Source organism: Bosea sp. (in: a-proteobacteria) (assembly GCA_023910605.1).
Classification (GTDB): Bacteria; Pseudomonadota; Alphaproteobacteria; order Rhizobiales; family Beijerinckiaceae; genus Allobosea.
This window is the reverse complement of sequence record JAAVVV010000001.1, coordinates 212,389-233,058: the sequence shown is the minus strand read 5'-3', so window position 1 is coordinate 233,058 and position 20,670 is coordinate 212,389. Positions and strand designations below refer to the sequence as shown.

Here is a 20,670-nt window from a genome sequence, read left to right as displayed (position 1 = left end):
TGGCCCTTCTGGTTCGGTTTCAGGCCGCGGCGGCGGTGTCGGACGCCGCGGCATCATGAAGGTGGCAAGCCACATGCTGGCCGTCTCCGAGCGCGCGCAGCACAGGGCGTTCCCGCGCGCAGCGATCGAAGGCAAGGGGGCATCGTGTGCGGAAGCAACAGCCGCTCGGCAGGTCGAAGGCGCTCGGCACCTCGCCCTTCAAGTGATCCTCGGCGGCGGGCAGCGGCTGGCCTACCTTGGGCGCGGCCGCGAGCAGGGCCCGCGTATAGGGGTGCCTGGGGTTCTCGAAGATCGCTTGCTTCGGGCCCGTCTCGACCATGAAGCCGAGATACATCACGCCGATCCTGTCGGAGATGTAGCGCACCACGGACAGGTCGTGGGTGATGAACAGGTAGGAGAAGCCGAACTCGTCCTTGAGGTCCATCATCAGGTTCAGGATCTGCGCCTGGATCGAGACATCAAGGGCTGAGACGGGCTCATCCGCCACCACAAGCTCGGGGCGCACGGAAAGCGCGCGGGCGATGCCGATGCGCTGGCGCTGGCCGCCGGAGAACTGGTGAGGATAGCGCTGCGAATGCTCGGCCCCAAGTCCGACGCGGCCGAGCAGAGCCAGCATCCGCTCCTCGAGATCCTCGCCCTCGGCACGCCCCACCTCAAGCCAGGGCTCCATAACGATGTCGGCCACCTGCTGGCGCGGGTTGAGCGAGGCATAAGGGTCCTGGAAGATCATCTGCATCTTGCGCCGCACAGGGCGCATGCGGGCAAAATCGTGATCGGTGATGTCCTCACCGTCGAGGATGATGCGCCCGTCATGTGGCTCGTGCAGCTTGATGATGGTCTTGGCGAGCGTGGATTTGCCGCAGCCGCTCTCACCGACGAGGCCGAGAACCTCGCCACGATCGATGTGCAGGCTCACGCCGTTCACCGCATGGACGATGCGACGCGGGGCGCTGAAGCGGCCCTTGTCGAAGCGCAGCCGGTCTAAGAAGCCTCCGGAGGAATCGAAGCGCTGATGCAGGTTCTCGACCCGCAGCAACTCGCCCCGTTGCTGGGCTGGCGCCGCGTTCATGATGCGACCTCGATCGGAAAATGACAGGCGGCGGCGTGGCCGGCGGCATCTGCCTGCAGCGCGGGAGCTTCGTGCGTGCACAGCGGCTGAGAGCGAGGGCAGCGCGGGGCAAAGCTGCAGCCGGGCGGGAGGCGGCGGATATCGGGCACGGAGCCGGGAATCTGGCTCAGCCGTTTGCGTCCCGGCGCATGGGCGGGGATCGAATCGAGGAGGCCGCGCGTGTAGGGGTGCCGGGGCCGCGCAATCAGTTCGGCCGCGCGCCCTGTTTCGACGACCCTGCCGCAGTAGAGCACCACGATGCGATCGGCCATCTGCGATACGGCCGCAAGATCATGCGTGATGAGGATCAGCGAGGTGCGGTTGCGTGCGACCTGGCTCTTCATCAGCCGCAACAGCTGGGCCTGGATGGTCACGTCGAGCGCCGTGGTGGGTTCGTCCGCGATCAGCAGGCTGGGGCCGGCGATCATGGCGATGGCGATGACGACACGCTGGCGCATCCCGCCCGAGAACTGGTGCGGATAGCTGCCAAGCCGCGCCTCGGGCTGCGGAATTCCGACCTCCGCAAGCATCTCGATGCAGCGCGCGCGCCGGGCGCGGGCATCGAGGTCGGTGTGGAGTGTGAGCATCTCCTCGAGTTGATTGCCGATGGTGTAGAGCGGGTTCAACGCCGTCATCGGATCCTGGAAGATCATGGCGACCTGCTTGCCGCGCACCTTCTGAAGCTCGCCTTCCGAGAGCCGCGCGAGGTCGCGACCGCCAAAAAAGATCTCGCCGGCCTCGATGCGGCCGGGCTTGTCGATCAATCCCATGATCGAGAAGCCGACCATCGACTTGCCGCCGCCGGACTCCCCGACCAGTCCGAGGATCTCGCCTGGAGCGAGATCGAAGCTGACGCCGTCGACCGCCTTCACCACGCCGCCGAAGGTATGAAACCAGGTCTTGAGGCCGCGAACCGAGAGCAAGGCATCCGTCATCGCTCTCACCCTCACTTCAGGCGTGGGTTGAGCTCGTCGCGCAGGAAATCGCCGAGCAGGTTGATGCCGAACACGATGAGCATGATGAACAGGCCCGGAAAGACAGAGATCCACCACAGGCCGCTGAACAGCACGTCGAAGCCGTTCTTGATCAGCAGGCCGAGGGATGGCTCCGTGATCGGCACACCAACGCCAAGGAAGCTGAGCGATGCCTCGATGAGCACGAAGGTGCCCACCTGGATAGTGGCGACAACGATGAGCGGCGTGAGCACATTGGGCAGGATGTGCTTGAGGATGATCTTGCGGTTGGGCAGGCCCGAGACGCGCGCCGCCTGGACATATTCGCGGCTTTTCTCGCGCAGCGTGGAGCCGCGCACCGTGCGGGCATAGACAACCCAGCCCACGGAGGTCAGCGCGATCAGCACCTTCTCCACGCCCGTGCCGAAGGCCGACATCAGGAAGAGCGCGATCAGCACGGACGGGAAGGAAAGCTGGATGTCCGCAATGCGCATGATCACGCTGTCGAGGCGGCCGCCGTAGAAGCCGGCCATGATGCCGAGCGTGGTGCCGATCAGGCATGAGGCCAGCATGGCGGCAAGGCCGATGAACAGCGAGATGCGGCTTCCGTAGACGATGGACGCCAGCACGTCGCGGCCCTGCTGGTCCGTGCCGAGCCAGTATTGCGCGCTGCCACCCTCCAGCCAGACCGGCGGCTTGAAGGCGTCCATCAGGTCGAGCTGGCGCACGTCATAGGGGTCCTGCGCGACAAGCCAAGGGCCGAAGGCGACCATGAAGGCGAACATTGCGATGATGAGGGTGCCGGCTATGGCGGAGGCATTGCGCCGCCAGTTATGGGCCAGCTCGGATTTGAGGGCGCGTTTGAGGCGCAAGGAGAGGGCGGTCACGGGCTGCCCCTCACTTGATCTTTATGCGCGGATCGATGAGCGCGTAGGCGACATCGACCACGAAATTGACGACCACGAAGAGGAAGGCGACGAACATCAGGTAGACCACGATCACCGGCCGATCGCCGCGATAGATCGAATCGACCAAAAGCTTGCCGATGCCGGGCCAGGCGAAAATCGTCTCGGTGAGGGTTGCGAAGGCGATGAGGTCGCCGAGCATGAGGCCGAACACGGTGATCAGCGGGATCAGCGCGTTCTTGAGGCCATGCTTGAACAGCACGAAGCGATTGGCTGCGCCCTTTGCGCGGGCGAACTTGATGTAGTCCTGCTTGAGCACCTCCATCATTTCTGCCCGAATGATGCGCATGAGGATGGCGAGCGTTCCGATCGACAGCGTGACCGAGGGCAGCACGAGATGGGTGAAGCCCTGCCAGCTGGTGAATGAGAAGCGCATGCCCATCCATTCGGTGGTCGGCCCGCGCCCCGATGAGGGGAACATCTGCAGCTTCACCGCGAAGACGAAGATCAGCACCATCCCCAGCCAGAAGCCGGGCAGCGAGATGCCGACTAGCGAGCCGGCCATCATGGCCCGGCTGGAGAAACGCTGCGGGTTGGCGCCGGCATAGACGCCGAGCGGAATCGCGACGACCAGCGCCAGCGCCATGGCGAGGAACACGATCTCCAGCGTGGCCGGGAGCCGCTCCATGATGAGTTGGAGCGCGGGTTGCCGGAACACGAAGGAGCGGCCGAAATCGCCCTGCACCATGTTGGACAGGAAGCGCCAGTATTGCACCAGATGCGACTCATCCAGGCCCAGGATGCGACGTGCCTGCTGGATCTGCTCCTCGGTGGCGTCGAGCGGCACCATCATGAAGGTCGGATCGCCCGTGAAGCTCATCATCACGAAAACGAGCACGGACACCACCCAGAGGACGACGACCATCTGGATCAGGCGCTTGAGAAGATAGCCGAGCACGCCGGGCCTTTCGGTAGCTGCAAGGTGGGAACGGCCGGCGCATGGCCGGCCGCTCGAGGGTCAATAAAGCCCGCGCCGGGTCAGGCGACGTCCATCTCGTAGGCCCAGATGAACTTGTCCATGCGGGGGACGACAGTGACGTTCTTCCTGGCGGCGTAGATGTCCTGCTCGTAGTGGACCGGGATCATGGGAATGTCCTTCACCGCGATCTTCGTCGCCTCCTGCAGGAATTCATGCCGCTTCTTCATGTCCGAGGTGGCGTCGGCCTTGTCGATCCAGTCGTCGAAGGCGGCGTTGGAATAGGCGCCGCGATTGGCCTGGCCGTAGCCGGGCTTCCTGTTCCGGCTGTAGAGCAGCACGTTGTACATGTTGCCAGCATCGCCGGAGGGCGTGTCCCAGCCGCTCATGATGAAGCTGGACTTGTCCGACGGCACGCGGATGTAGCCGAAGAAGTTGGCGCGCGGCATCAGGTTGAGGTTGAGCGTGATGCCGATGCGCGAGAGCATGGAGGCGAGCGCCTGCGCAATGGCGCCATCGTTGACATAGCGGTTGTTGGTCGTGTCGAGCGTCATGGTGAAGCCCTTCTCGAACCCGGCCTCCTTCATGAGAGCCCGCGCCTTGTCGAGATCGAACGGATATTCCTGACGGAAGTTGAGCCCCGGCACATAACCCAGATGCGAAGAAGGCACGTACTGGTCGCTCGCCGTGGAGAAGCCGTTCATCACCACGGTGCGGATGGCCTCGACATTGATGGCGCGGGCAATGGCCTCGCGCACGCGGCGATCCTTCATCGGGTTGACGGGCAGATCGATGGTCGGCGACTTGTCGCGCGTGTCCAGCGCCAGCACGATGTTGAGCAGGCTCGGCCGGGTGATCACGTTGAACGCGTTGTTGGCCCGCACGCTGGCCACATCGCGCACCGAAAGATCCTGAATCACGTCCACGCCGCCGGTCAGGAGCGCCGCCGTGCGGGTTGCGGGGTTGGTGATGGGCTTGAAGGTGACCCGGTCGATCCTGGCCTTGCCACGCCAATGGTCGGCGAAGGCCTCCATCACGATGCGGTCCTCCTTGATCCACTCCACCAGCCGGTAGGGGCCCGTGCCCATGGGCTTGAGACCAACCTGTTCGTCCCCGATGGCCTTGGTGTGCTTTTCGTTGAGGATCAGGATCTCGGCCAGCGCCATGTGCAGCACGGCGTATGGCTTGGGCGTCTTGAACTCGACGGTGTAGTCGTCGATGGCGCGCGCCGCGGAGATGTTGGCCACGAGGCTGGCCATCAGCGCCTTCTTCAGGCGCTCTACGGTGAAGACAACGTCCGAGGCCTTGAGTTCGTCGCCGTTGTGGAACTTGGCGCCGCGCCGCAGCTTGAACACCCAGGTCGTATCGTCGACCACCTGCCAGCTCTCGGCCAGCCCCGGCTTGAAATCCAGCTCCGGCGTGCGCTGCACCAGAGCATCATAGAAATGGTAGAACATGATGTTGCCGGTGAGCTCATTCGCCGCATGCGGATCGAGGATCACGGCGTCTGCCGTCAGCGCGATGGTGAGGCTCCTGGCCGGCGCCTGCGCGCGCGCCATTCCCGGCCATGCCGACGCAGCGATCGCGCCCGCCATCAGGGCCCTGCGGCTCACCTCTCCGAAACGGGTGTTGCTCATGACGGTGTCTCCCCGGGTTGATGATGCGCTCAGTCGAGCGCGGACTGGATTTCGATCTGGTAGCCTTCGGGATCGTTGAACACGAAGGCGCGAATCTTCAGTTCCTGGTTGGATTTCGGGCCGCGGAGCGCAGAGACGCCCTTGCTTTCGATCCACGCATGCCAGGCGTCTACATCCACCACGCGGATGCACAACTGCACGGGCTTGATGGGATTGGCGCGGTGGCTGCCGCGGGTTTCATCCACGAGTCCGACATAACCATCCGCCGTCACGGCGTAGATCTTGCTCCAGCCCTGATCGATCGCGAGCGGCAGGCCGATCACCTCTTCATAAAAGCGCATCGCGGCGGGCAGATCGCGATAATAGAGGAAGGTGATCTGCTTGACGTTGTCGGCATGGGGCGGGCGCTGGACGGGTCCGGACATGGAGGGCCTTGGGCTGGAAGGGGCGCGCCGGCCCCTGAAAACATCGTTGACGCGCGGGCCTCGGGGATCGAGAGCCGAGGCTCCGGCAGTCCCCCAACAGGGCTGAACGTTTACGGTATACCTGCGGTATTCTTTGTCAACGCCGATTGACCAGAGCTGGCCGCCTGTGGAAAAGCCGAAAAACCCCGCCGAGGCGGGGCTTTCGGACCCCAGCAGCGCCAGAGGCGCGTCTGACACGCCGCGATCATCCTGGGTAGCGTCCGTCAAGCTGGTGTAATTTGCGGGATGGCCATTCTGGATCATCGGTCAGGCGGCCTGTGTTGTAATGCTTAGAAGCGGGTCGATCTGGGCGGTATCAATCTGGCTGAATGCCTCGACCATCATGTAGCGGTGTTGGCTCTGCCAGTCGTCATTCTGCTCGAATAGGACGGCACCGATCAGGCGCAGGATCGACTCTTCGTTCGGGATTGAGGAGGACAAAGCCATTCTTCCAGTGGAAGAATGGCCCGACGAGCGCCGACCACATCAGCGCGGCGCTTCACCTCCTTGTTCAAGCGTTCCAATGGGTTGGTGCTATGAAGCTTGGTGCGATGCTGGGCCGGGAATGCCATATAGGCCAACACGTCGGCTTCGCTCTCGTCCATCAGTGTGGACAGTTTCGGCCAGCGGGGGCGGAGCTGGTCTGCGACGTGCCGCCAGACCTCGACAGCCCCTTTATGATCGGACTGATTGAAGGCTTGCCGGATCGCGGCGGACACGACGGTGTGCTGGCCCTTCGGCACATGGGCCAGCGCGTTGCGCATCCAGTGAACGCGGCAGCGCTGCCAGGTGGCATCGAAGACGCGCCGGATCGCCGCCTTTAGCCCGGTATGAGCGTCCGAGATCACCAGCTTCAGCCCGTTCAGCCCGCGGGCCTTCAGGCTGCGCAGAAACTCGGTCCAGAAGGTTTCTGCCTCTGACGGGCCGACGGTCAAACCGATGATCTCGCCCCGCCCATCCGTGTTCACCGCGACAGCGATTATCGCCGCCACCGAGATGATCCGCCCACCCTGGCGCACCTTCAGATAGGTGGCGTCCAGCCATAGATAGGGCCATTCACCAGCAAGCGGGCGGTCGAGGAACTCATGCACCCGATCATCTATGTCCTTGCAAAACTTGGACACCGTGCTCTTCGAGATGCCCGATAGCCCCATCGCCTGCACCAGATCGTCTACCTTGCGGGTCGAAACCCCGCCGATCCATGCCTCCTGAATGACCGCCACCAGCGCCTTCTCCGAGGTGCGGCGCGGCTCGAGGAAGCCCGGAAAGTATGGCCCGGTCCGCAGCTTCGGCACCCGAAGGTTCAAAGCCCCCATCCGCGTCTTCAATTCGCGGTCACGATAGCCGTTCCGGTAGGTCTGGCGGCCCTCGCCGCGTTCATAGCGGCCAGCGCCGATCATCCCCTCGACGTCATGCTCCATCAGAGTCTGAAGCACGGCCTCGGTCACGGCGCGCAGAAAATCGCCCTCATCATGCTTTTGCAAAAGCTCGATCAGGGGCATGTTGGTCTCGGTCATCGGGGTTCTCCTCGGTCCGTGGTTGAAGCTCGCAACTCCACCATAAACCGACGTCCTCGATGACCACCCCGGTTACACCGCCAGAACGGCGAAAATTTCCACCACGTCCTCGGACACTACCTGAGGCTCCGTATTGCCTCATCCCTAAATGTTCCCGTCATGGGCGATGAGGCGGCGGTTCGAGATCGCGACGCGGTGGGTATAGCGGGCGAGATAGGCGAGCACGGCCTCCGGGCCGGCGAAGGGCGGCTTGGCGTAGACGACCCAGCGCTTCTTGCCGATCGGCGCGAGATGACGCTGGAACAGGCGCGGGTCATTGAGGTTCGCCAGCGCGCCATAGAACCTGAGCTTGCCTGTGCGATGCAGGGCCAGCAGGCCATCGAGGAAGAGACGCCGGAACAGCATGCCGAGGACGCGCACCGGCAGGAGGAAGGCCGGGCGCGAGGAGATCCAGCGCGTTCGATCCGCGCTGACGCCGCCACCCGGCACGATCATGTGCAGATGCGGATGATGCGTCATGGCCGAGCCCCATGTGTGGAGCACCGCCGTGATGCCGATCCTGGCGCCGAGATGCTTCGGGTCGGCGGCAATCGCCAGCATCGTTTCCGAGGCGGCCCGGAACAGCAGGTCATAGACCGGCGCCTTGTTGTGGAAGGCGATCTCGCCGATCTCGGCCGGCAGGGTGAAGACGACATGGAAGTAGCCCACGGGCAGCAGGTCGGCTTCACGCGCATCGAGCCAGGTGCGCGCGGCTGCACCCTGACACTTGGGGCAGTGTCGGTTCCGGCAGGAGTTGTAGGCGATGCGCCGATGCCCGCAATCGTCGCAGGCCTCGACATGGCCTCCGAGTGCGGCGGTGCGGCAGGTCTCGATCGCCGACATCACCTTGAGCTGGTCGAGGCCGAGATGCCCGGCATGGTCTGCCCGATAGGCAGGGCCAGCGGTGCGGAAGATATCGGCGACCTCGAGCGAGGCCGACATGACCTCAGCCGTCGGGCTTCCCCAGTCTCATCGGGGCTCTGCCTTCCTCGATCCGCTTGCCCTCCATCAGCGCCATGAGATGCTCGAGCGGGCTCGCCACGGCCTGGAGCGTCCGGGTCGAGACCTTGGTGTAAAGCGCGGTCGTCTCGAGCTTGCTATGGCCGAGCAGCACCTGGATGACGCGGATATCGACATCCTGTTCCAGAAGATGTGTTGCGAAGCTGTGGCGCAAGGTGTGCGGACTGACGCGCTTGCGGATCCCGGCCCGCTCGGCCGCTTCCTGAACCGCGCGATGGAGTTGCCGGGTCGAGATCGGCTCCGTGCGGCCTTGCCAGTCCCGGAACAGCCAGCCATGGGGCAACATCACGCCGCGTCGCTTGCCCTCGCGCCACCACAGACGCAGCTGGTCCAGAAGATGCGGGGAGAGCATCGCATTGCGATCCTTGCGGCCCTTGCCCTGCTCGATGCGGATCAGCATGCGCGTGCTGTCGATATCGTCGATCTTGAGATGCGCGACCTCCGAAACCCGCAAGCCCGCGCCATAGGCCACGCTCAGCGCAGCCTTGTACTTGAGGCCCGGCGCGGCTTCGAGCAGCCGGGCAACCTCTTCAACGCTGAGGACGTCGGGGAGCTTGCGGTGAAAGCGGGTCACCACAAGGCTGCGCGCGAGATCGCGCCGGCCGAGCGTGACAGAAAACAGAAACCGCAAGGCCGAGACCGCGGAGTTGATGGTGGCGACACCGATGCCCCTCTCATGCTGCTGAAGCTGGAAACGGCGGACATCGTCCGCCGTTGCCGTATCCGGCGAGCGCCGGATGAAAGCCGCGAAGGCACGGACGTGGCGGATATAATCCTGGCGGGTATGCGAACCCAGGCCTCGCATCAGCATGTCGTCCTGCATGCGCTGCCGAAGCGGGCTGACCGGTGTGTCGTTCGAGATCCTGTCCATGGCAAGTTCCTTATTGTTGAAGGAACCCCATGATCACGCGGCAGAATCAGAGCGCCAAAACCTCAACAAGCAGCACAGAACGTCCACACGAGTGCCCATCCCGCGAAGCGGGTTCGTGCATGGGGGCGCGAAGCTGCCCGGCCGCTTTGAATCAAACTGATGTTCTGGTGCTCTTGCTCACCTTCATTGGCCTCGTCACGCTTATCAAAAGCAGCGATTTGTCGCGCGGTATCTTCATCCTTCTTCGCTGATCCATTCGGCGAGGAGAATGGACGCCTCAACCTCATGTCACGGTCCAGGGGTTGATCACGGTCAGCCCCGCAGCGTGGAATGCGCTCGTGTCCCGCGAAGCTATGGCAAACTCATGCGCAGCAGCGATCGCGGCGATATAGCCATCAGGTGTGGGGAAACCCCTGCCGGCCATGCGTGCCTTGACCGCGAGATCGGCATAACGCCGTGCCGCGCTCGCATCGAAGGAGAGGATGCGCACCCCAAATAGGTCCATGACGCCATCGAGCGCTGCGGCCAGATTGTCCTTACGCTTGCCTCTAGGCAACACGCCGATCCCGAACAACAACTCGGCTACAGTGACGCTGGAAATGAACAGCGTCTCAGCCGCCTGCGCATCAAGCCAATCACGAACGGACAAGTGCGGCTCAGGTTTCATCGCCTCGGACACGACGTTGGTGTCGAGCAGGATCATCAGAATTGCATCGGTTCGGCGGGGTTGGCGTTGCGAGTCTGTTCGAGCGCCTCGACATCAGCATTGGTGAGGCCGATCTTCCGGCTCATCTGCGACAAGGCAGAACCAAGACGAAGCCGGCTATCGGGGCGAACAGCGGTCTCAAGAATGGCGCGCATCTCGGCTTCCGTGCTGCGATTATGCCGAGCGGCACGAACTTTTAGGGCGCGATGTGCCTCATCTGAGAGATTGCGGATGGTGACAGCTGCCATGATAGCGATCTCCATAAAACGATTGCGATGCCATCACTCTATAAAAACGCCATCAAATTTCAAGTGCATTGTCGAACGCGCTTTCCCAATAGCTGCTCACGGACTGAGCAAATTGGCTTTCAAACGACCGCCATGGTGAAGGGTTTCGGGTGCCGGGGGTGGCTCTCACGGCTCTATTGCAGTTCGCTGAGATCATACATCTTTGGAAGCAGACTGCACCCCGTGTCAATGGCCCAACAATTTTCCCCGAAAGTGGGCTTTCAAAATTCCATTTCCTCGCCAAGGTGGATTAATGGATATGGCCCGTTCCCGCCGATGATGTTCAGGAATATGGACTTGCCCGAACCCGACGGACCCAGCATCACCACGAACTCGCCTGCCGCCGCCTCGAAGTCGATGCCGCGCAGCGCGTGAACCTCCACATCGCCCGATCTGTACACTTTGGTCGGACCGCAGGTGCGGAAGACCGGGGGGCCAAGCCCAGTCACCATGATGCCACACGCCTCTGCGTTGGAGCCTGGCGCTCCCGCCGCCAAGCTCGCGGGTTCGAGCGAAAACGGCATTCAGCTCCATATTTCAGCTACCTGACCGGCAGCTGTCTCTGACCTCCATCAACTTCTGCTCACACCCGACGTGCCAGGAAGGCCTCAGCCAGCCGCAGCGGACATTGGGATGAACCGGAACGTCGACCCCCCCAGCCAGCAGACGGCCGCGAGCGTCGGAAAGCCTCGGGCGGCGCTGCGATTTGTGTGGACGCATCGCTGGTTCGCCCTTGCTGTCCTGGCGGCGCTGTCTATTGGCGCATGGCAGGCAGGGCGTGTCCTGCTCGGGCCAGCCGTCGTCGTCGACCGTGTCGGACGCGGCGTGCTCGTCCAGACAGTTGTCGCCAGCGGTCATGTCGAAACGCCCTTTCGCGTCGAGATCGGGGCGCAGGTCACCGGCGTCGTCGCCGAAGTGCTGGTTCAGGAAGGCCAGACGGTTCGCGAGGGCCAGCGGCTCATCGAGCTGCGGCCGGAGGAATTGCGTGCAAACCTCGTGCAGGCGGAAGGGGCCGTCGCGCAGGCCGAGGCGCGCCTGCGCCAGCTGGCGGAGCTGACCTTGCCCATGGCGCGCGAGGCTCTCATCCAGACGCGCGTGACCTTGCGCACGGCGCAGGCGGCCTACGACCGGACCGCGGAGCTGTTCCGGAACGGCAACGCCACGCGCGTCGCCTATGACGAGGCCCAACGCGCGCTGGACGTCGCCCGCACCCAGGTGCGCACGGCCGAACTACAGGAGTTCACGGCAAGCCCGGGGGGAAGCGACGAGGTGCTCGCCCGCACCCAGCTTGCTCAGGCGCACGCCACGCTCGACACGGCGCGGGCCCGGCTTTCCTACGCCACGATCGTCTCGCCGCGCGACGGCCTGCTCATCTCGCGCAACGTCGAACGGGGCGCAGTGGTCCAGCCGGGAAAGACGCTGCTGGTCCTCGCGCCGGCCGGAGAGACGCAGCTCGTCATGCAGATCGATGAGCGCAATCTCGGCCTCATCGAAATCGGGCAGAAGGCCGTGGCCTCGGCCGACGCCTTTCCCAACCGCCGCTTCGAGGCCTATGTCAGCTTCGTGAACCCTGCGGTCGATATCGCGCGCGCCTCGGTCGAGGTGAAGCTCACCGTGCCGGATCCGCCGGCTTATCTCCGGCAGGACATGACGGTCTCGGTCGACGTCGAATTCGCGCGCCGCGATGACGCCCTTGTCCTGCCGGCGCGCGCCGTGCGCGATATGCAGTCGGGCCGCGCCTGGATCCTGGTGCTTCGCGACGGCCGCGCGGTGAGGCGGCCGGTCCGCGTCGGCATCCGCGGCCAGAGCCAGGTGGAGATACTCGAAGGAGCCGGAGAAGGCGATCTCGCCGTGCCGGTCAACGCCGGCGTCGTGACCGGCCAGCGCCTCAGACCCGTCGTGCCATAAAGCCATCGCCATGAAACCACTGCCATGAACCCGCTTCTACCCTTCGACTGGATCGCGGCGCTGCGCTTCCTTCGCGAGGGGCGGCTGCAGACGCTCTTCATCCTTGGCGGCATCGCCATCGGCGTCGCGGTGATCGTCTTCATGTCCGCCATGCTCGCGGGGCTCGAGCAGAACTTCCTGAAGCGCATGCTCACCTCCCAGCCGCAGATCCAGCTCCTGCCCGTCGATCAGGTCGCCCGCCCCTTGCGCTCCGGGTCCGGCCTCTTCGCCGACGCCATCGTCCAGCGCCCGAGCCAGCGCGTGCGCTCCATCGATCAATGGCAGGCCATCGCCGAGGACGCACGCCGGATGGAGGAGATCGCCGTGGTCTCGCCCAGCATCTCCGGGACGGCGATCGCGGCGCGCGGGGAGGCGAGCCGTTCGATCTCGCTCACCGGGATCGACCCGGAGACCTACTTCCAGATCGTTCGCGTGCCGGATTACCTCGCAGCCGGCCAATTGCGGCTGTCCAGCGACGACATCCTGATCGGCACGGACCTCGCCAACGACATCGGCGCCCAGGTCGGCGACAAGATCAACGTCACGGCGGCCTCCGGCGTAAGGCGCGTGCTGACCGTCGCCGGCCTGCTCGATTTCGGCATGAAGGCCGTGAACCTTCGCACCACCTATGTCGCCCTGCGCACGGCCCAGTCCCTGCTCGGCATGATCGGGGGCGTCACCTCGATCGACATCACCGTGCGCGACATCTACGCGGCCGAGCGCGTCGCGCAGCGGATCGCCGGCGACCATGCTGTGCAGGCCGACAGCTGGATCAAGACGAACGCGCAGTTCTTCTCGGCCATGCGCGCGCAGGTTAACACCAACACGCTGATCCGCGTCTTCGTCGGCCTCTCCGTCGCCTGCGGCATAGCGGCCGTGCTCGTGGTGTCTGTCATCCAGCGCTCGAAGGACATCGGCATACTGCGCGCCATGGGGGCGCGGCGTGGACAGATCCTGCGCGTCTTCCTGATCCAAGGCGGGCTGCTTGGCTTCCTCGGCTCGCTGATCGGCTCGGCGCTGGGCCTCGGCGCGCTCATCTGGTGGCACTCCCTGGCGCGTCAGGCAGATGGGAAGGAGCTGTTCCCCCTGATCGTCGATCCGTCGCTTCTCATCGGCGCGGCGCTGATCGCGACACTGGTCGGCGTCCTCGCCGCCGCCTCACCGGCCGTCCGGGCCGCGCGGCTCGATCCCGTGGCGGCGATCCGTGGCTGAGGAAATCATCCGGCTCGAGGGGGTGACGAAGGCCTACAATGTCGGCCTGCCGTCGGAGACGGAGGTGCTGCACGGCATCGATCTGACCATCACCCGCGGCGACTTCGTGGCGCTCATGGGTCCGTCCGGCTCCGGCAAGAGCACGCTGCTCAACATCATCGGCCTGCTCGACCGGCCGACCTCCGGCCGGCTGCTGATCCATGGCGTCGACACGGGTCGGATAGACGACGCGGCGCTGACGCGGCTCAGGGGCCACACCATCGGCTTCGTCTTCCAGTACCACATGCTGATCTCCGCCTTCACGGCGACCGAGAACGTGATGATGCCGCTTGTTCTGGATCGGGGCCGCCCTTCCGCTGAGATCGAGCAGCGGGCGCGCTCCCTGCTCGATCAGGTCGGATTGACGGCGGTGGCCGACAACCTCGCCCAGAACATGTCGGGCGGACAGCAGCAACGTGTCGCCATCGCGCGGGCCATCGCCATGAACCCGGACCTCGTCCTGGCGGACGAGCCGACGGGCAACCTCGACTCGAAGTCGGCTGAGGATGTCTTCGCGATGATGCGGCGCGTCAACGCGGGCGGCGGCTCCAGTTTCCTGATCGTCACGCACAACGCCGCGCTGGCCGCCAGATGCGACCGCATCATCCAGGTCGTAGATGGCCGCATCGAGACAATGGCCAGGTGACACGGCGGCCACCATGCTCCAGCCGCATCATATGGTCCGTCCAACGAGCGCGCCGATCACGGCGGTCGAAGCCATCGCGAGAGCTCCCCAGAAAGCGACGCGGAGCGTCGGCCGCAAGACCGGAGCGCCGCCCAGCCGCGCCCCGGCCACACCGAGCGCGGCAAGACACAAGAGCGAGCCGCCAGAAACGATCCATGTGACGTGCGCCTGCGGAGCGGCGAGCGCGCACAGAAGCGGAACCGCCGCGCCGATGGCGAAGGTCGCGGCCGAGGTCAGGGCCGCCTGGACCGGTCTCGCCGCCGTCTGCTCCGACAGCCCCAGTTCATCCCTCGCATGCGCGCCGAGGACATCCCGCTCCGTCAGCTCCCGGGCGACCTGTCGGGCAAGGTCGGGAGAAAGGCCGCGGCGGATTTGGATCTGGGTCAATTCCTCCAGCTCGGCCTCGGGATCCGCCGCGAGCTCCTTGGCCTCACGGGCCAGATCGGCCGCCTCGGCGTCGGCTTGTGAACTGACCGAGACGTATTCGCCGGCCGCCATCGACATGGCGCCGGCGACCAACCCGGCGATGCCGGCCACCAGCACATCGCTCTTGCTGGTGGCTGCCGCCGCCACGCCGACAAGGAGGCTTGCCGTCGAAATGACGCCGTCATTGGCTCCAAGCACAGCGGCGCGCAGCCAGCCGATGCGGACAACGAGATGGGTTTCACGGTGCAATGGGTGCAAGTACGTCCTCCTTTGGGCAAAGCATTTGTTGGCAGTCCGCTGGTCTTGCTCAAGGCGGCCGACGGTCGTTGAATCTGCGTGTCCTGACAAGGAGGGTCTGATCCAGACCGATCCCGCCACGATGGCCGCAGATATTCCCGCCGGAGACTGGCGGACCCTGGCGGCAGGGGAAGGCTCCAAAGGTTTGCGGCTCTATGATTGGGCTTCGATCAAGCTGCCCTGGGTCACGCAAGATGGCTTTTGCCGTTGGCTGCTGTTCCGCAGATCACGCAAGGATGCCGGGAAGCTGGCCTGTTGTCTCGTCTTTGCGCCCGAAACCACAAGCCTTGGCGAAATGGCCGCTGCTGCTGGCTTGCGCTGGACATCAAAGGCCTCGTTTCCTGACCCACGGGGGATTCCCTCGGCGTTCCGGGCGTAATCCCGTGGCGCGGGGAGGATTCGCGCGATGCCCGCACCCGTGAAGATGCGGACTGATTGTTCGGTGGAGAACCTGCGCCAGCTGACGAAGGAGCAACTGGCGGAACTCGCCGAGATTGTCTGACGTGATCAGGATCGTCCGATGACCCGCTGCCGCATGTGCCGGGATGGCCTGCAGGGTTCGATGAAGGCAGGAGTGTTCCTAGAGATCGCCCATCCATCGTGGCAGGAACAACGCTATATCCGGAAAGAAGGTGACAAGCAGCAGCGCCAGCAGCATCGAAAGCACAAACCAGATCACCCACGGAACGGTCGATTCCATCGAACAGCCCGCGACCTTGCAGGTCACCATCAGATTGACGGCCATCGGCGGGGTGAACTGGCCGATGGCGATATTCATCGTCATGAGGATGCCGAACCAGGTCAGATCCCAGCCATAGGTCTTGGCAATGGGCAGCAGGATCGGAAGGAAGACGAGAAATATCGAGACGCCGTCAATCAGCATGCCAGCGATCAGCAGGATGACTGTGATAGCCAAAAGCATCACTGTTTCGCTGGCAGTGAAGGCAATCAGCGTCTTCGCGGCGGCATCGAAAGAGCCCACGGTCGAGCCGGCATGGGCGAAAACGGAGGCCAGCGCGATGATGATCATCACCACAGCCGCGATCTCGGCTGAATCGGCCAAGACCTTGTAGACAGCCTGAAAATCCAGCGTGCGGTAAATGAAGACGCCGACGAATAGCCCATAGAACACGGCCACGACTGCGGCTTCAGTCGGTGTGAAAGCCCCAGAGCGCATGCCGCCTAGGATGACGACGGGCGCCGCCAGACCCCATATCGCCTCCTTGAAGGTCTGCCATAACGGCGGGCGCACATCGTTTGGATCGGCCATGCCGAAACCGCCGCGCTTACACAGCCATATGGCCGGCACAAGCAAGGACAGGCCAGCGAGGATGCCCGGGATCAGGCCGCCCACGAAGAGGGCATTGAGCGAGACACCCGGCACCAGCACCGAATAGACAATGAAGGCGATGGAGGGCGGAATCAGGATCGCGGTCGAGCCCGCAGCAGCCGTAAGGCTGGCGATGTAGGGCCGCGGATAACCCTGCTTAAGCATGGCGGGAGCAAGAACCGCTGCGACCGCTGCCGCATCAGCCGGACCAGAACCTGAAATGCCGCCAAGGATCATGCAGACCAGCACAGCCACGACCGCAAGCCCGCCAGTGCGGTTGCCAACGCAGGCTGCGGCAAACCTCACCAGCCGCTCGGCCACGCCAGAGCGCTCGAACACCATCCCCGCCACAATGAAAACGGGCAGCGCCAGCAACGGATACTTGGCGATGCCCGTCCAGACATTGGTGGGAAACGCCATGATGCCGAGTTTTTCGACACCAATGACAGTGACACCGGCAATCCCAAGCGCGACACCAAGTGGCATGCCGACAAAGAGCAGCCCAAAAAACAGTCCCAGGAGAATGATCGAACCTTCGAGCGCCATCTCAGCCGCTCACCCGGCGCGTGGTCTGCCAGACGCGAGCCAGGCGGCCCAGGATGCGCAGGCAGATGATGAAACTCAGCACCGGGAGAGCCGCCGTATAGCGCCATTGCGGGATGCCGAGACCGGGTGACATCACATCGAAGCGGTATTCATCCCAGACATAGGATGCGGACAGCCAGGTCAGCAGCGCGAACAGGCCGAAACAGGACAGCATGATGACAAGCTCAAGCTGCCTTTGCCGCTCGACAGGCAGCCGCTCGACCAGAAAAGTCAGCCTGATATGCCGATCGGTGGCAAAAGCCGCCGAGGCCCCGACCAGCGCCACCACCACCATCAGCGCCACCGACAATTCCTCGGTGAAGGCGAATGAGACGTTGGTGAAATAGCGGATCACGACGTTGGCAAAGGTTATGAGGCACAGAAGCCCCATAACGGACGCGCCAACAACCCGCTCGATGCTTTCCGGCACGCGCGGCGCCGCCTCGCCGAGCTTGAGGCCCGGCTCCTGGATATCGGCATGCTCAGTCATCGTGCTGGAAGCTCGTCAGGCGCCGGCTGCGATGGCGGCTTCTGCCTTCTTGACCAGATCGGCGCCAATCTGTGCTGCCCATTTGTCAAACACCGGGCGGGTTGCCCTTGCGAAGGCCTGCTTTTCGGCTGGCGTTGAGTCGATCAGCGCAACCCCACGTTTCACCAGTTCCTCATAGGAGGAGCGATCCGCGTCAAGGACGCCAAGCCCCTTGCGGGAGGCACGGATGTTTTCGACCGAGGCTTCCCGCGCGGCGTCGCGGATCAGGTCCTTGTCGGTGGCGTTGAAACTGTCCCAGACCGGCTTGGCGACATGGTAGATCGCGGCGTCGGCACAGTAGTTCCAGGCAGTGAGATGCTTCTGGGCCAGGGTGTCCATCTTGAGGGCGAGGAACAGGTTGACCGGATTCTCCTGGCCATCAACCGCACCACTCGACAGGGCGGGCTGCAAATCGGCGAAAGACATCTGAACGGGATTTGCGCCCATTGCATTGTAGATATCGGCAAAGATCGCACCGGCCGCAAAGCGGATCTTCAAGCCCTTGAGGTCGTTCGGCTCGCGGATCGGGCGCTTGGAGTTGGATATCTCGCGGAAGCCGTTCTCGCCCCAGGCCATCGGCACCACGTCGCGGCTTTCGAGCACCTTGAACAGGTCCTGCCCGACCGCGCCACCAATGATGGCATCGAAAGCCTTGTGGTTGGGCATCAGGAACGGCATCGAGAACAAGGTCAGTTCGCGCACCTGTGGCGACAGGTTGATGGTCGAGGACACTGTCATGTCGATGACGCCCTGACGCATTGCCACCAGTTCGCGCGTCTGGTCGCCGCCCACCAGCGCCGAGCCGGGATAGACCTTCATGTTGATCCGGCCCTGGCTCTTCTGGGTCACCAGTTCGGACCAGCGAAAGGCTCCATCCGCCATCGCCGTCGGGCGATTGCCGACGACGGAAACCTTGTACTCGGTCTTGAGGCTTTGGGCTTTGGAGACCCATGGCATGGCCACGCCAGCTGCTGTGGCTCCCATCAGGATCGTACGGCGAGAGATAGTTGTGGTCATGCGCGGTGCCTCCCGGGCGTTTTTTCAGCGGCCAGCCTTGAGCTGGCTTGGTTGCAGTGAAGCGGATTAAGGGGATTTGCGCAATGGGCCGTGGGAATTGGCGATCAGAGCGCCAGCACCTCATTCACGGCCCTGGTGATCATGCCAGGCCTGATCCAGCAGGCCTCTTCAAGGGTCGGCGCGAACGGAACGGGAATACGCGGCGAGGCGACACGGCGGATGCCCTTCAGGGCGCTGACGGCTTCACCCACAGTCGCAGAGACTTCTGCACCAAAACCGGCAGCACCCACGCCCTCCTGCACCACCACAAGCCGCCTTGTGCGGGTGACAGAGGCGACAATCGCTTCGCGATCCCAGGGCCAGAGCGAGCGCAGATCGAACAGATCGACGCCGACGCGCGCATCTGCAAGCTCAGCGGCGGCAGCTTTCGCAACAGGCATGGCCTGCGCCCAACTGACGATGGTGACGTCATCGCCTGCCATCAGGTGTGCGGCCTTGCCGAAGGGAATGGCTGGCCAGTCATCGGGCATGTCAGCGCTGGTCTTGAACAGCGCTTTGGGTTCAAAGAACACCACTGGATCATCGCTGCGCAGGGCTGTGCGGAGCAGGCCCGCAAGATCGAGCGCCGTCGATGGCGCGGCCACCACGAGGCCCGGCACATTCACGAACCAGCTTTCGATGATCTGGCTGTGCTGCGCCGCAGAGCCTGCCATCAGTCCATGCGGCATGCGTGCCACGAGACTGGCGCGGGCCTGCCCGCCGAACATGTAGCGAACCTTGGCGATCTGGTTGACCAGCTCGTCAATGGCTGGCAGCACGAAATCGGCAATCCTCATTTCGATCACCGGGCGTGTGCCGACAAGCGCAGCCCCGAGGCCAGCGCCCATGATGGTCGATTCGGATATCGGCGTATTGACCACGCGTTGAGCGCCAAACTCCTGAAACAGGCCCTTGTACTGGGCAAAGATACCGCCCATTTCGACATCCTCACCAAGCACCCAGATGCTTGGATCACGGCGCATCTCGTCGGCCAGCGTACGGGCGGCAACCTCGCTCATGGTCAGCGTATTGGAACTCATGCTGGCGCTCCCATGTCCTGAACGTCCATGAACGCCTGGGCGCGTTGTGGATAAGGCAGCATGCGTGCACGAGCCTGCGAGCGCAGGATATCGGCCTGGACCTCGCTATCCAGTGTTTCGATGTCTGCCTCGGGCATGCCGGCCTTTGCGAGTTTCACCCGCGCCAGCGCAAGCGGATCGTACGCCAGGGCTGCATCAAGATCAGCTTGCGAGCGGTAGGTGGCGGGATCGACCGAGACATGGCCACTGAAGCGATAGGTCTTGGCCCACAGAAAACGCGGTCCACCCCCGGCGCGCACCTCCGAACTCAACCGGAGCGCGGTCTCGTGCACCGCAAGCACATCATTGCCATCGACCCGCTCGCCGCTCACCCCGCAGCTTTCCGCGCGGGCCAGTGGGCCGGGGCCTGCCGTGGTCGTGCTCGAATGGGTGAATGCGGAAAAGGTGTTGTCCTCGCAGACGAACAGCACCGGGAGTTTGTAGATCGCTGCCCAGTTCATGCCTTCAAGGAACGGGCCGCGATTGACCGCGCCGTCGCCGAAGAAGCAGGCTACGATGGCGTCCGAGCCCAGAAGCCGCAGTCCCTGCGCCGCGCCGCAGGCGATCGGGATGCCGCCAGCAACGATGCCATTGGCCCCAAGCATGCCGACGGAGAAATCTGCCACATGCATCGAGCCGCCCTTGCCACCGCAAAGGCCGGCCTCCTTGCCGTAAAGCTCCGCCATCATGCCATCGAGATCGGATCCCTTTGCCAGACCATGGCCGTGGCCGCGATGGGTGCTGGTGATGCGGTCATCCGTGCGCAGGACCGAGCAGACGCCAACAGGCACCGCCTCCTGCCCGGCGGAGGAATGAATGTAACCGGGCATCTCACCCGCCTTGTGGGCGGCAACACAGGTGTCCTCGAACACCCTGATGGCTTTCATACGGCGATAGAGTTCGCGCAGGAACGCGCAATCATCTGTCGGGTGCGATGGAATTTGCATGAGGAAAGATCTCGGATTCGCTGTAATCTCGCGGGCCGAAACCGATACGTCAAGC

The 20,670-nt window shown here is 63.9% G+C and carries 20 protein-coding genes and 2 pseudogenes; 4 read left to right on the top strand and 18 right to left on the bottom strand.

What is annotated here, in order from left to right; translation table 11 throughout:
• Window positions 1–19: 19 nt before the first annotated feature.
• The 9 genes and pseudogenes from HEQ16_01205 to HEQ16_01165 form a co-directional block, all read right to left on the bottom strand.
• Window positions 20–1,069, bottom strand: coding sequence for an ATP-binding cassette domain-containing protein (locus HEQ16_01205; GenBank protein ID MCO4052690.1), 1,050 nt, complete (start codon window positions 1,067–1,069; stop codon window positions 20–22).
• Complete coding sequence (locus HEQ16_01200) at window positions 1,066–2,043, bottom strand: ABC transporter ATP-binding protein (GenBank protein MCO4052689.1); 978 nt, start codon at window positions 2,041–2,043, stop codon at window positions 1,066–1,068. The genes HEQ16_01205 and HEQ16_01200 overlap by 4 nt, the downstream gene beginning before the upstream one ends.
• 11 nt (window positions 2,044–2,054) lie before the next feature.
• Window positions 2,055–2,846 carry an ABC transporter permease gene (locus HEQ16_01195; protein MCO4052688.1) on the bottom strand — a complete coding sequence of 264 codons (792 nt, stop codon included), beginning with the start codon at window positions 2,844–2,846 and terminating at the stop codon, window positions 2,055–2,057.
• A 112-nt stretch (window positions 2,847–2,958) separates the two neighbouring features.
• A complete protein-coding gene (locus HEQ16_01190; GenBank protein MCO4052687.1) occupies window positions 2,959–3,924 on the bottom strand; it encodes an ABC transporter permease in 966 nt (321 codons plus the stop codon).
• Between the two features lie 80 nt (window positions 3,925–4,004).
• Window positions 4,005–5,537, bottom strand: a complete 1,533-nt coding sequence (locus HEQ16_01185) for an ABC transporter substrate-binding protein (protein MCO4052686.1) — start codon at window positions 5,535–5,537, stop codon at window positions 4,005–4,007.
• A 71-nt stretch (window positions 5,538–5,608) separates the two neighbouring features.
• Window positions 5,609–6,004 (bottom strand): VOC family protein, encoded by a 396-nt coding sequence (locus HEQ16_01180; GenBank protein ID MCO4052685.1) that lies wholly within the window; start codon window positions 6,002–6,004, stop codon window positions 5,609–5,611.
• 306 nt (window positions 6,005–6,310) lie between these two features.
• Window positions 6,311–7,560, bottom strand: a pseudogene (locus tag HEQ16_01175) (IS256 family transposase).
• Window positions 7,561–7,713: 153 nt separating this feature from the next.
• Window positions 7,714–8,541, bottom strand: a pseudogene (locus tag HEQ16_01170) (transposase).
• A 4-nt stretch (window positions 8,542–8,545) separates the two neighbouring features.
• A complete protein-coding gene (locus HEQ16_01165) occupies window positions 8,546–9,490 on the bottom strand; it encodes a tyrosine-type recombinase/integrase (GenBank protein MCO4052684.1) in 945 nt (314 codons plus the stop codon).
• A gap of 29 nt (window positions 9,491–9,519) precedes the next feature.
• Between HEQ16_01165 and HEQ16_01160 the strand changes: the two genes are divergently transcribed.
• Complete coding sequence (locus tag HEQ16_01160) at window positions 9,520–9,741, top strand: hypothetical protein (protein ID MCO4052683.1); 222 nt, start codon at window positions 9,520–9,522, stop codon at window positions 9,739–9,741.
• 32 nt (window positions 9,742–9,773) lie between these two features.
• Here the strand turns inward: HEQ16_01160 and HEQ16_01155 are convergent, their stop codons facing one another.
• The 3 genes from HEQ16_01155 to HEQ16_01145 form a co-directional block, all read right to left on the bottom strand.
• Entirely contained in the window at window positions 9,774–10,193 is a 420-nt protein-coding gene (locus HEQ16_01155; GenBank protein MCO4052682.1) for a type II toxin-antitoxin system VapC family toxin, read from the bottom strand.
• Window positions 10,193–10,444, bottom strand: a complete 252-nt coding sequence (locus HEQ16_01150) for a plasmid stabilization protein (protein MCO4052681.1) — start codon at window positions 10,442–10,444, stop codon at window positions 10,193–10,195. Before HEQ16_01150 ends, HEQ16_01155 begins: the two co-directional genes overlap by 1 nt.
• Before the next feature lie 260 nt (window positions 10,445–10,704).
• Complete coding sequence (locus tag HEQ16_01145) at window positions 10,705–10,935, bottom strand: ATP-binding cassette domain-containing protein (protein MCO4052680.1); 231 nt, start codon at window positions 10,933–10,935, stop codon at window positions 10,705–10,707.
• A 181-nt stretch (window positions 10,936–11,116) separates the two neighbouring features.
• Between HEQ16_01145 and HEQ16_01140 the strand changes: the two genes are divergently transcribed.
• From HEQ16_01140 to HEQ16_01130, 3 genes are read left to right on the top strand one after another with little or no spacing between them, the layout of a single operon-like run.
• On the top strand, window positions 11,117–12,391 hold the full coding sequence (locus HEQ16_01140; GenBank protein MCO4052679.1) for an efflux RND transporter periplasmic adaptor subunit: 1,275 nt from the start codon (window positions 11,117–11,119) through the stop codon (window positions 12,389–12,391).
• A gap of 24 nt (window positions 12,392–12,415) precedes the next feature.
• On the top strand, window positions 12,416–13,642 hold the full coding sequence (locus HEQ16_01135; GenBank protein ID MCO4052678.1) for an ABC transporter permease: 1,227 nt from the start codon (window positions 12,416–12,418) through the stop codon (window positions 13,640–13,642).
• A complete protein-coding gene (locus tag HEQ16_01130) occupies window positions 13,635–14,327 on the top strand; it encodes an ABC transporter ATP-binding protein (protein MCO4052677.1) in 693 nt (230 codons plus the stop codon). The genes HEQ16_01135 and HEQ16_01130 overlap by 8 nt, the downstream gene beginning before the upstream one ends.
• 27 nt (window positions 14,328–14,354) lie before the next feature.
• On the opposite strand, the gene HEQ16_01125 is transcribed toward HEQ16_01130, so the two are convergent.
• The 6 genes from HEQ16_01125 to HEQ16_01100 all read right to left on the bottom strand — a co-directional run bounded on the left by HEQ16_01125 (window position 14,355) and on the right by HEQ16_01100 (window position 20,615).
• Window positions 14,355–15,050: a VIT family protein gene (locus tag HEQ16_01125; GenBank protein ID MCO4052676.1), complete on the bottom strand. Its 696-nt coding sequence runs from the start codon at window positions 15,048–15,050 to the stop codon at window positions 14,355–14,357.
• 619 nt (window positions 15,051–15,669) lie between these two features.
• The gene (locus HEQ16_01120) at window positions 15,670–16,965 is read right to left on the bottom strand and encodes a TRAP transporter large permease (GenBank protein ID MCO4052675.1); all 1,296 of its coding nucleotides are present in this window, start codon (window positions 16,963–16,965) and stop codon (window positions 15,670–15,672) included.
• Between the two features lies 1 nt (window position 16,966).
• Window positions 16,967–17,494, bottom strand: coding sequence for a TRAP transporter small permease (locus HEQ16_01115; protein ID MCO4052674.1), 528 nt, complete (start codon window positions 17,492–17,494; stop codon window positions 16,967–16,969).
• A 15-nt stretch (window positions 17,495–17,509) separates the two neighbouring features.
• On the bottom strand, window positions 17,510–18,550 hold the full coding sequence (dctP, locus tag HEQ16_01110; GenBank protein ID MCO4052673.1) for a TRAP transporter substrate-binding protein DctP: 1,041 nt from the start codon (window positions 18,548–18,550) through the stop codon (window positions 17,510–17,512).
• A gap of 104 nt (window positions 18,551–18,654) precedes the next feature.
• The gene (locus HEQ16_01105; protein ID MCO4052672.1) at window positions 18,655–19,629 is read right to left on the bottom strand and encodes an alpha-ketoacid dehydrogenase subunit beta; all 975 of its coding nucleotides are present in this window, start codon (window positions 19,627–19,629) and stop codon (window positions 18,655–18,657) included.
• The gene (locus HEQ16_01100) at window positions 19,626–20,615 is read right to left on the bottom strand and encodes a thiamine pyrophosphate-dependent dehydrogenase E1 component subunit alpha (protein ID MCO4052671.1); all 990 of its coding nucleotides are present in this window, start codon (window positions 20,613–20,615) and stop codon (window positions 19,626–19,628) included. The genes HEQ16_01105 and HEQ16_01100 overlap by 4 nt, the downstream gene beginning before the upstream one ends.
• Between the last annotated feature and the right edge of the window lie 55 nt (window positions 20,616–20,670).

Bases quoted from the DNA above. Each gene is read 5' to 3' on its own strand.
- HEQ16_01135 (MCO4052678.1), top strand. From the start codon at position 12,416: ATGAACCCGCTTCTACCCTTCGACTGGATCGCGGCGCTGCGCTTCCTT.
- HEQ16_01115 (MCO4052674.1), bottom strand. From the start codon at position 17,494: ATGACTGAGCATGCCGATATCCAGGAGCCGGGCCTCAAGCTCGGCGAG.
- HEQ16_01205 (MCO4052690.1), bottom strand. From the start codon at position 1,069: ATGAACGCGGCGCCAGCCCAGCAACGGGGCGAGTTGCTGCGGGTCGAG.
- HEQ16_01165 (MCO4052684.1), bottom strand. From the start codon at position 9,490: ATGGACAGGATCTCGAACGACACACCGGTCAGCCCGCTTCGGCAGCGC.
- HEQ16_01140 (MCO4052679.1), top strand. From the start codon at position 11,117: ATGAACCGGAACGTCGACCCCCCCAGCCAGCAGACGGCCGCGAGCGTC.
- HEQ16_01180 (MCO4052685.1), bottom strand. From the start codon at position 6,004: ATGTCCGGACCCGTCCAGCGCCCGCCCCATGCCGACAACGTCAAGCAG.
- HEQ16_01160 (MCO4052683.1), top strand. From the start codon at position 9,520: ATGATCACGCGGCAGAATCAGAGCGCCAAAACCTCAACAAGCAGCACA.
- HEQ16_01100 (MCO4052671.1), bottom strand. From the start codon at position 20,615: ATGCAAATTCCATCGCACCCGACAGATGATTGCGCGTTCCTGCGCGAA.
- HEQ16_01105 (MCO4052672.1), bottom strand. From the start codon at position 19,629: ATGAGTTCCAATACGCTGACCATGAGCGAGGTTGCCGCCCGTACGCTG.
- HEQ16_01120 (MCO4052675.1), bottom strand. From the start codon at position 16,965: ATGGCGCTCGAAGGTTCGATCATTCTCCTGGGACTGTTTTTTGGGCTG.
- HEQ16_01150 (MCO4052681.1), bottom strand. From the start codon at position 10,444: ATGGCAGCTGTCACCATCCGCAATCTCTCAGATGAGGCACATCGCGCC.
- HEQ16_01155 (MCO4052682.1), bottom strand. From the start codon at position 10,193: ATGATCCTGCTCGACACCAACGTCGTGTCCGAGGCGATGAAACCTGAG.
- HEQ16_01185 (MCO4052686.1), bottom strand. From the start codon at position 5,537: ATGGCGGGCGCGATCGCTGCGTCGGCATGGCCGGGAATGGCGCGCGCG.
- HEQ16_01195 (MCO4052688.1), bottom strand. From the start codon at position 2,846: ATGTTCGCCTTCATGGTCGCCTTCGGCCCTTGGCTTGTCGCGCAGGAC.
- HEQ16_01145 (MCO4052680.1), bottom strand. From the start codon at position 10,935: ATGGTGACTGGGCTTGGCCCCCCGGTCTTCCGCACCTGCGGTCCGACC.
- dctP (MCO4052673.1), bottom strand. From the start codon at position 18,550: ATGACCACAACTATCTCTCGCCGTACGATCCTGATGGGAGCCACAGCA.
- HEQ16_01200 (MCO4052689.1), bottom strand. From the start codon at position 2,043: ATGACGGATGCCTTGCTCTCGGTTCGCGGCCTCAAGACCTGGTTTCAT.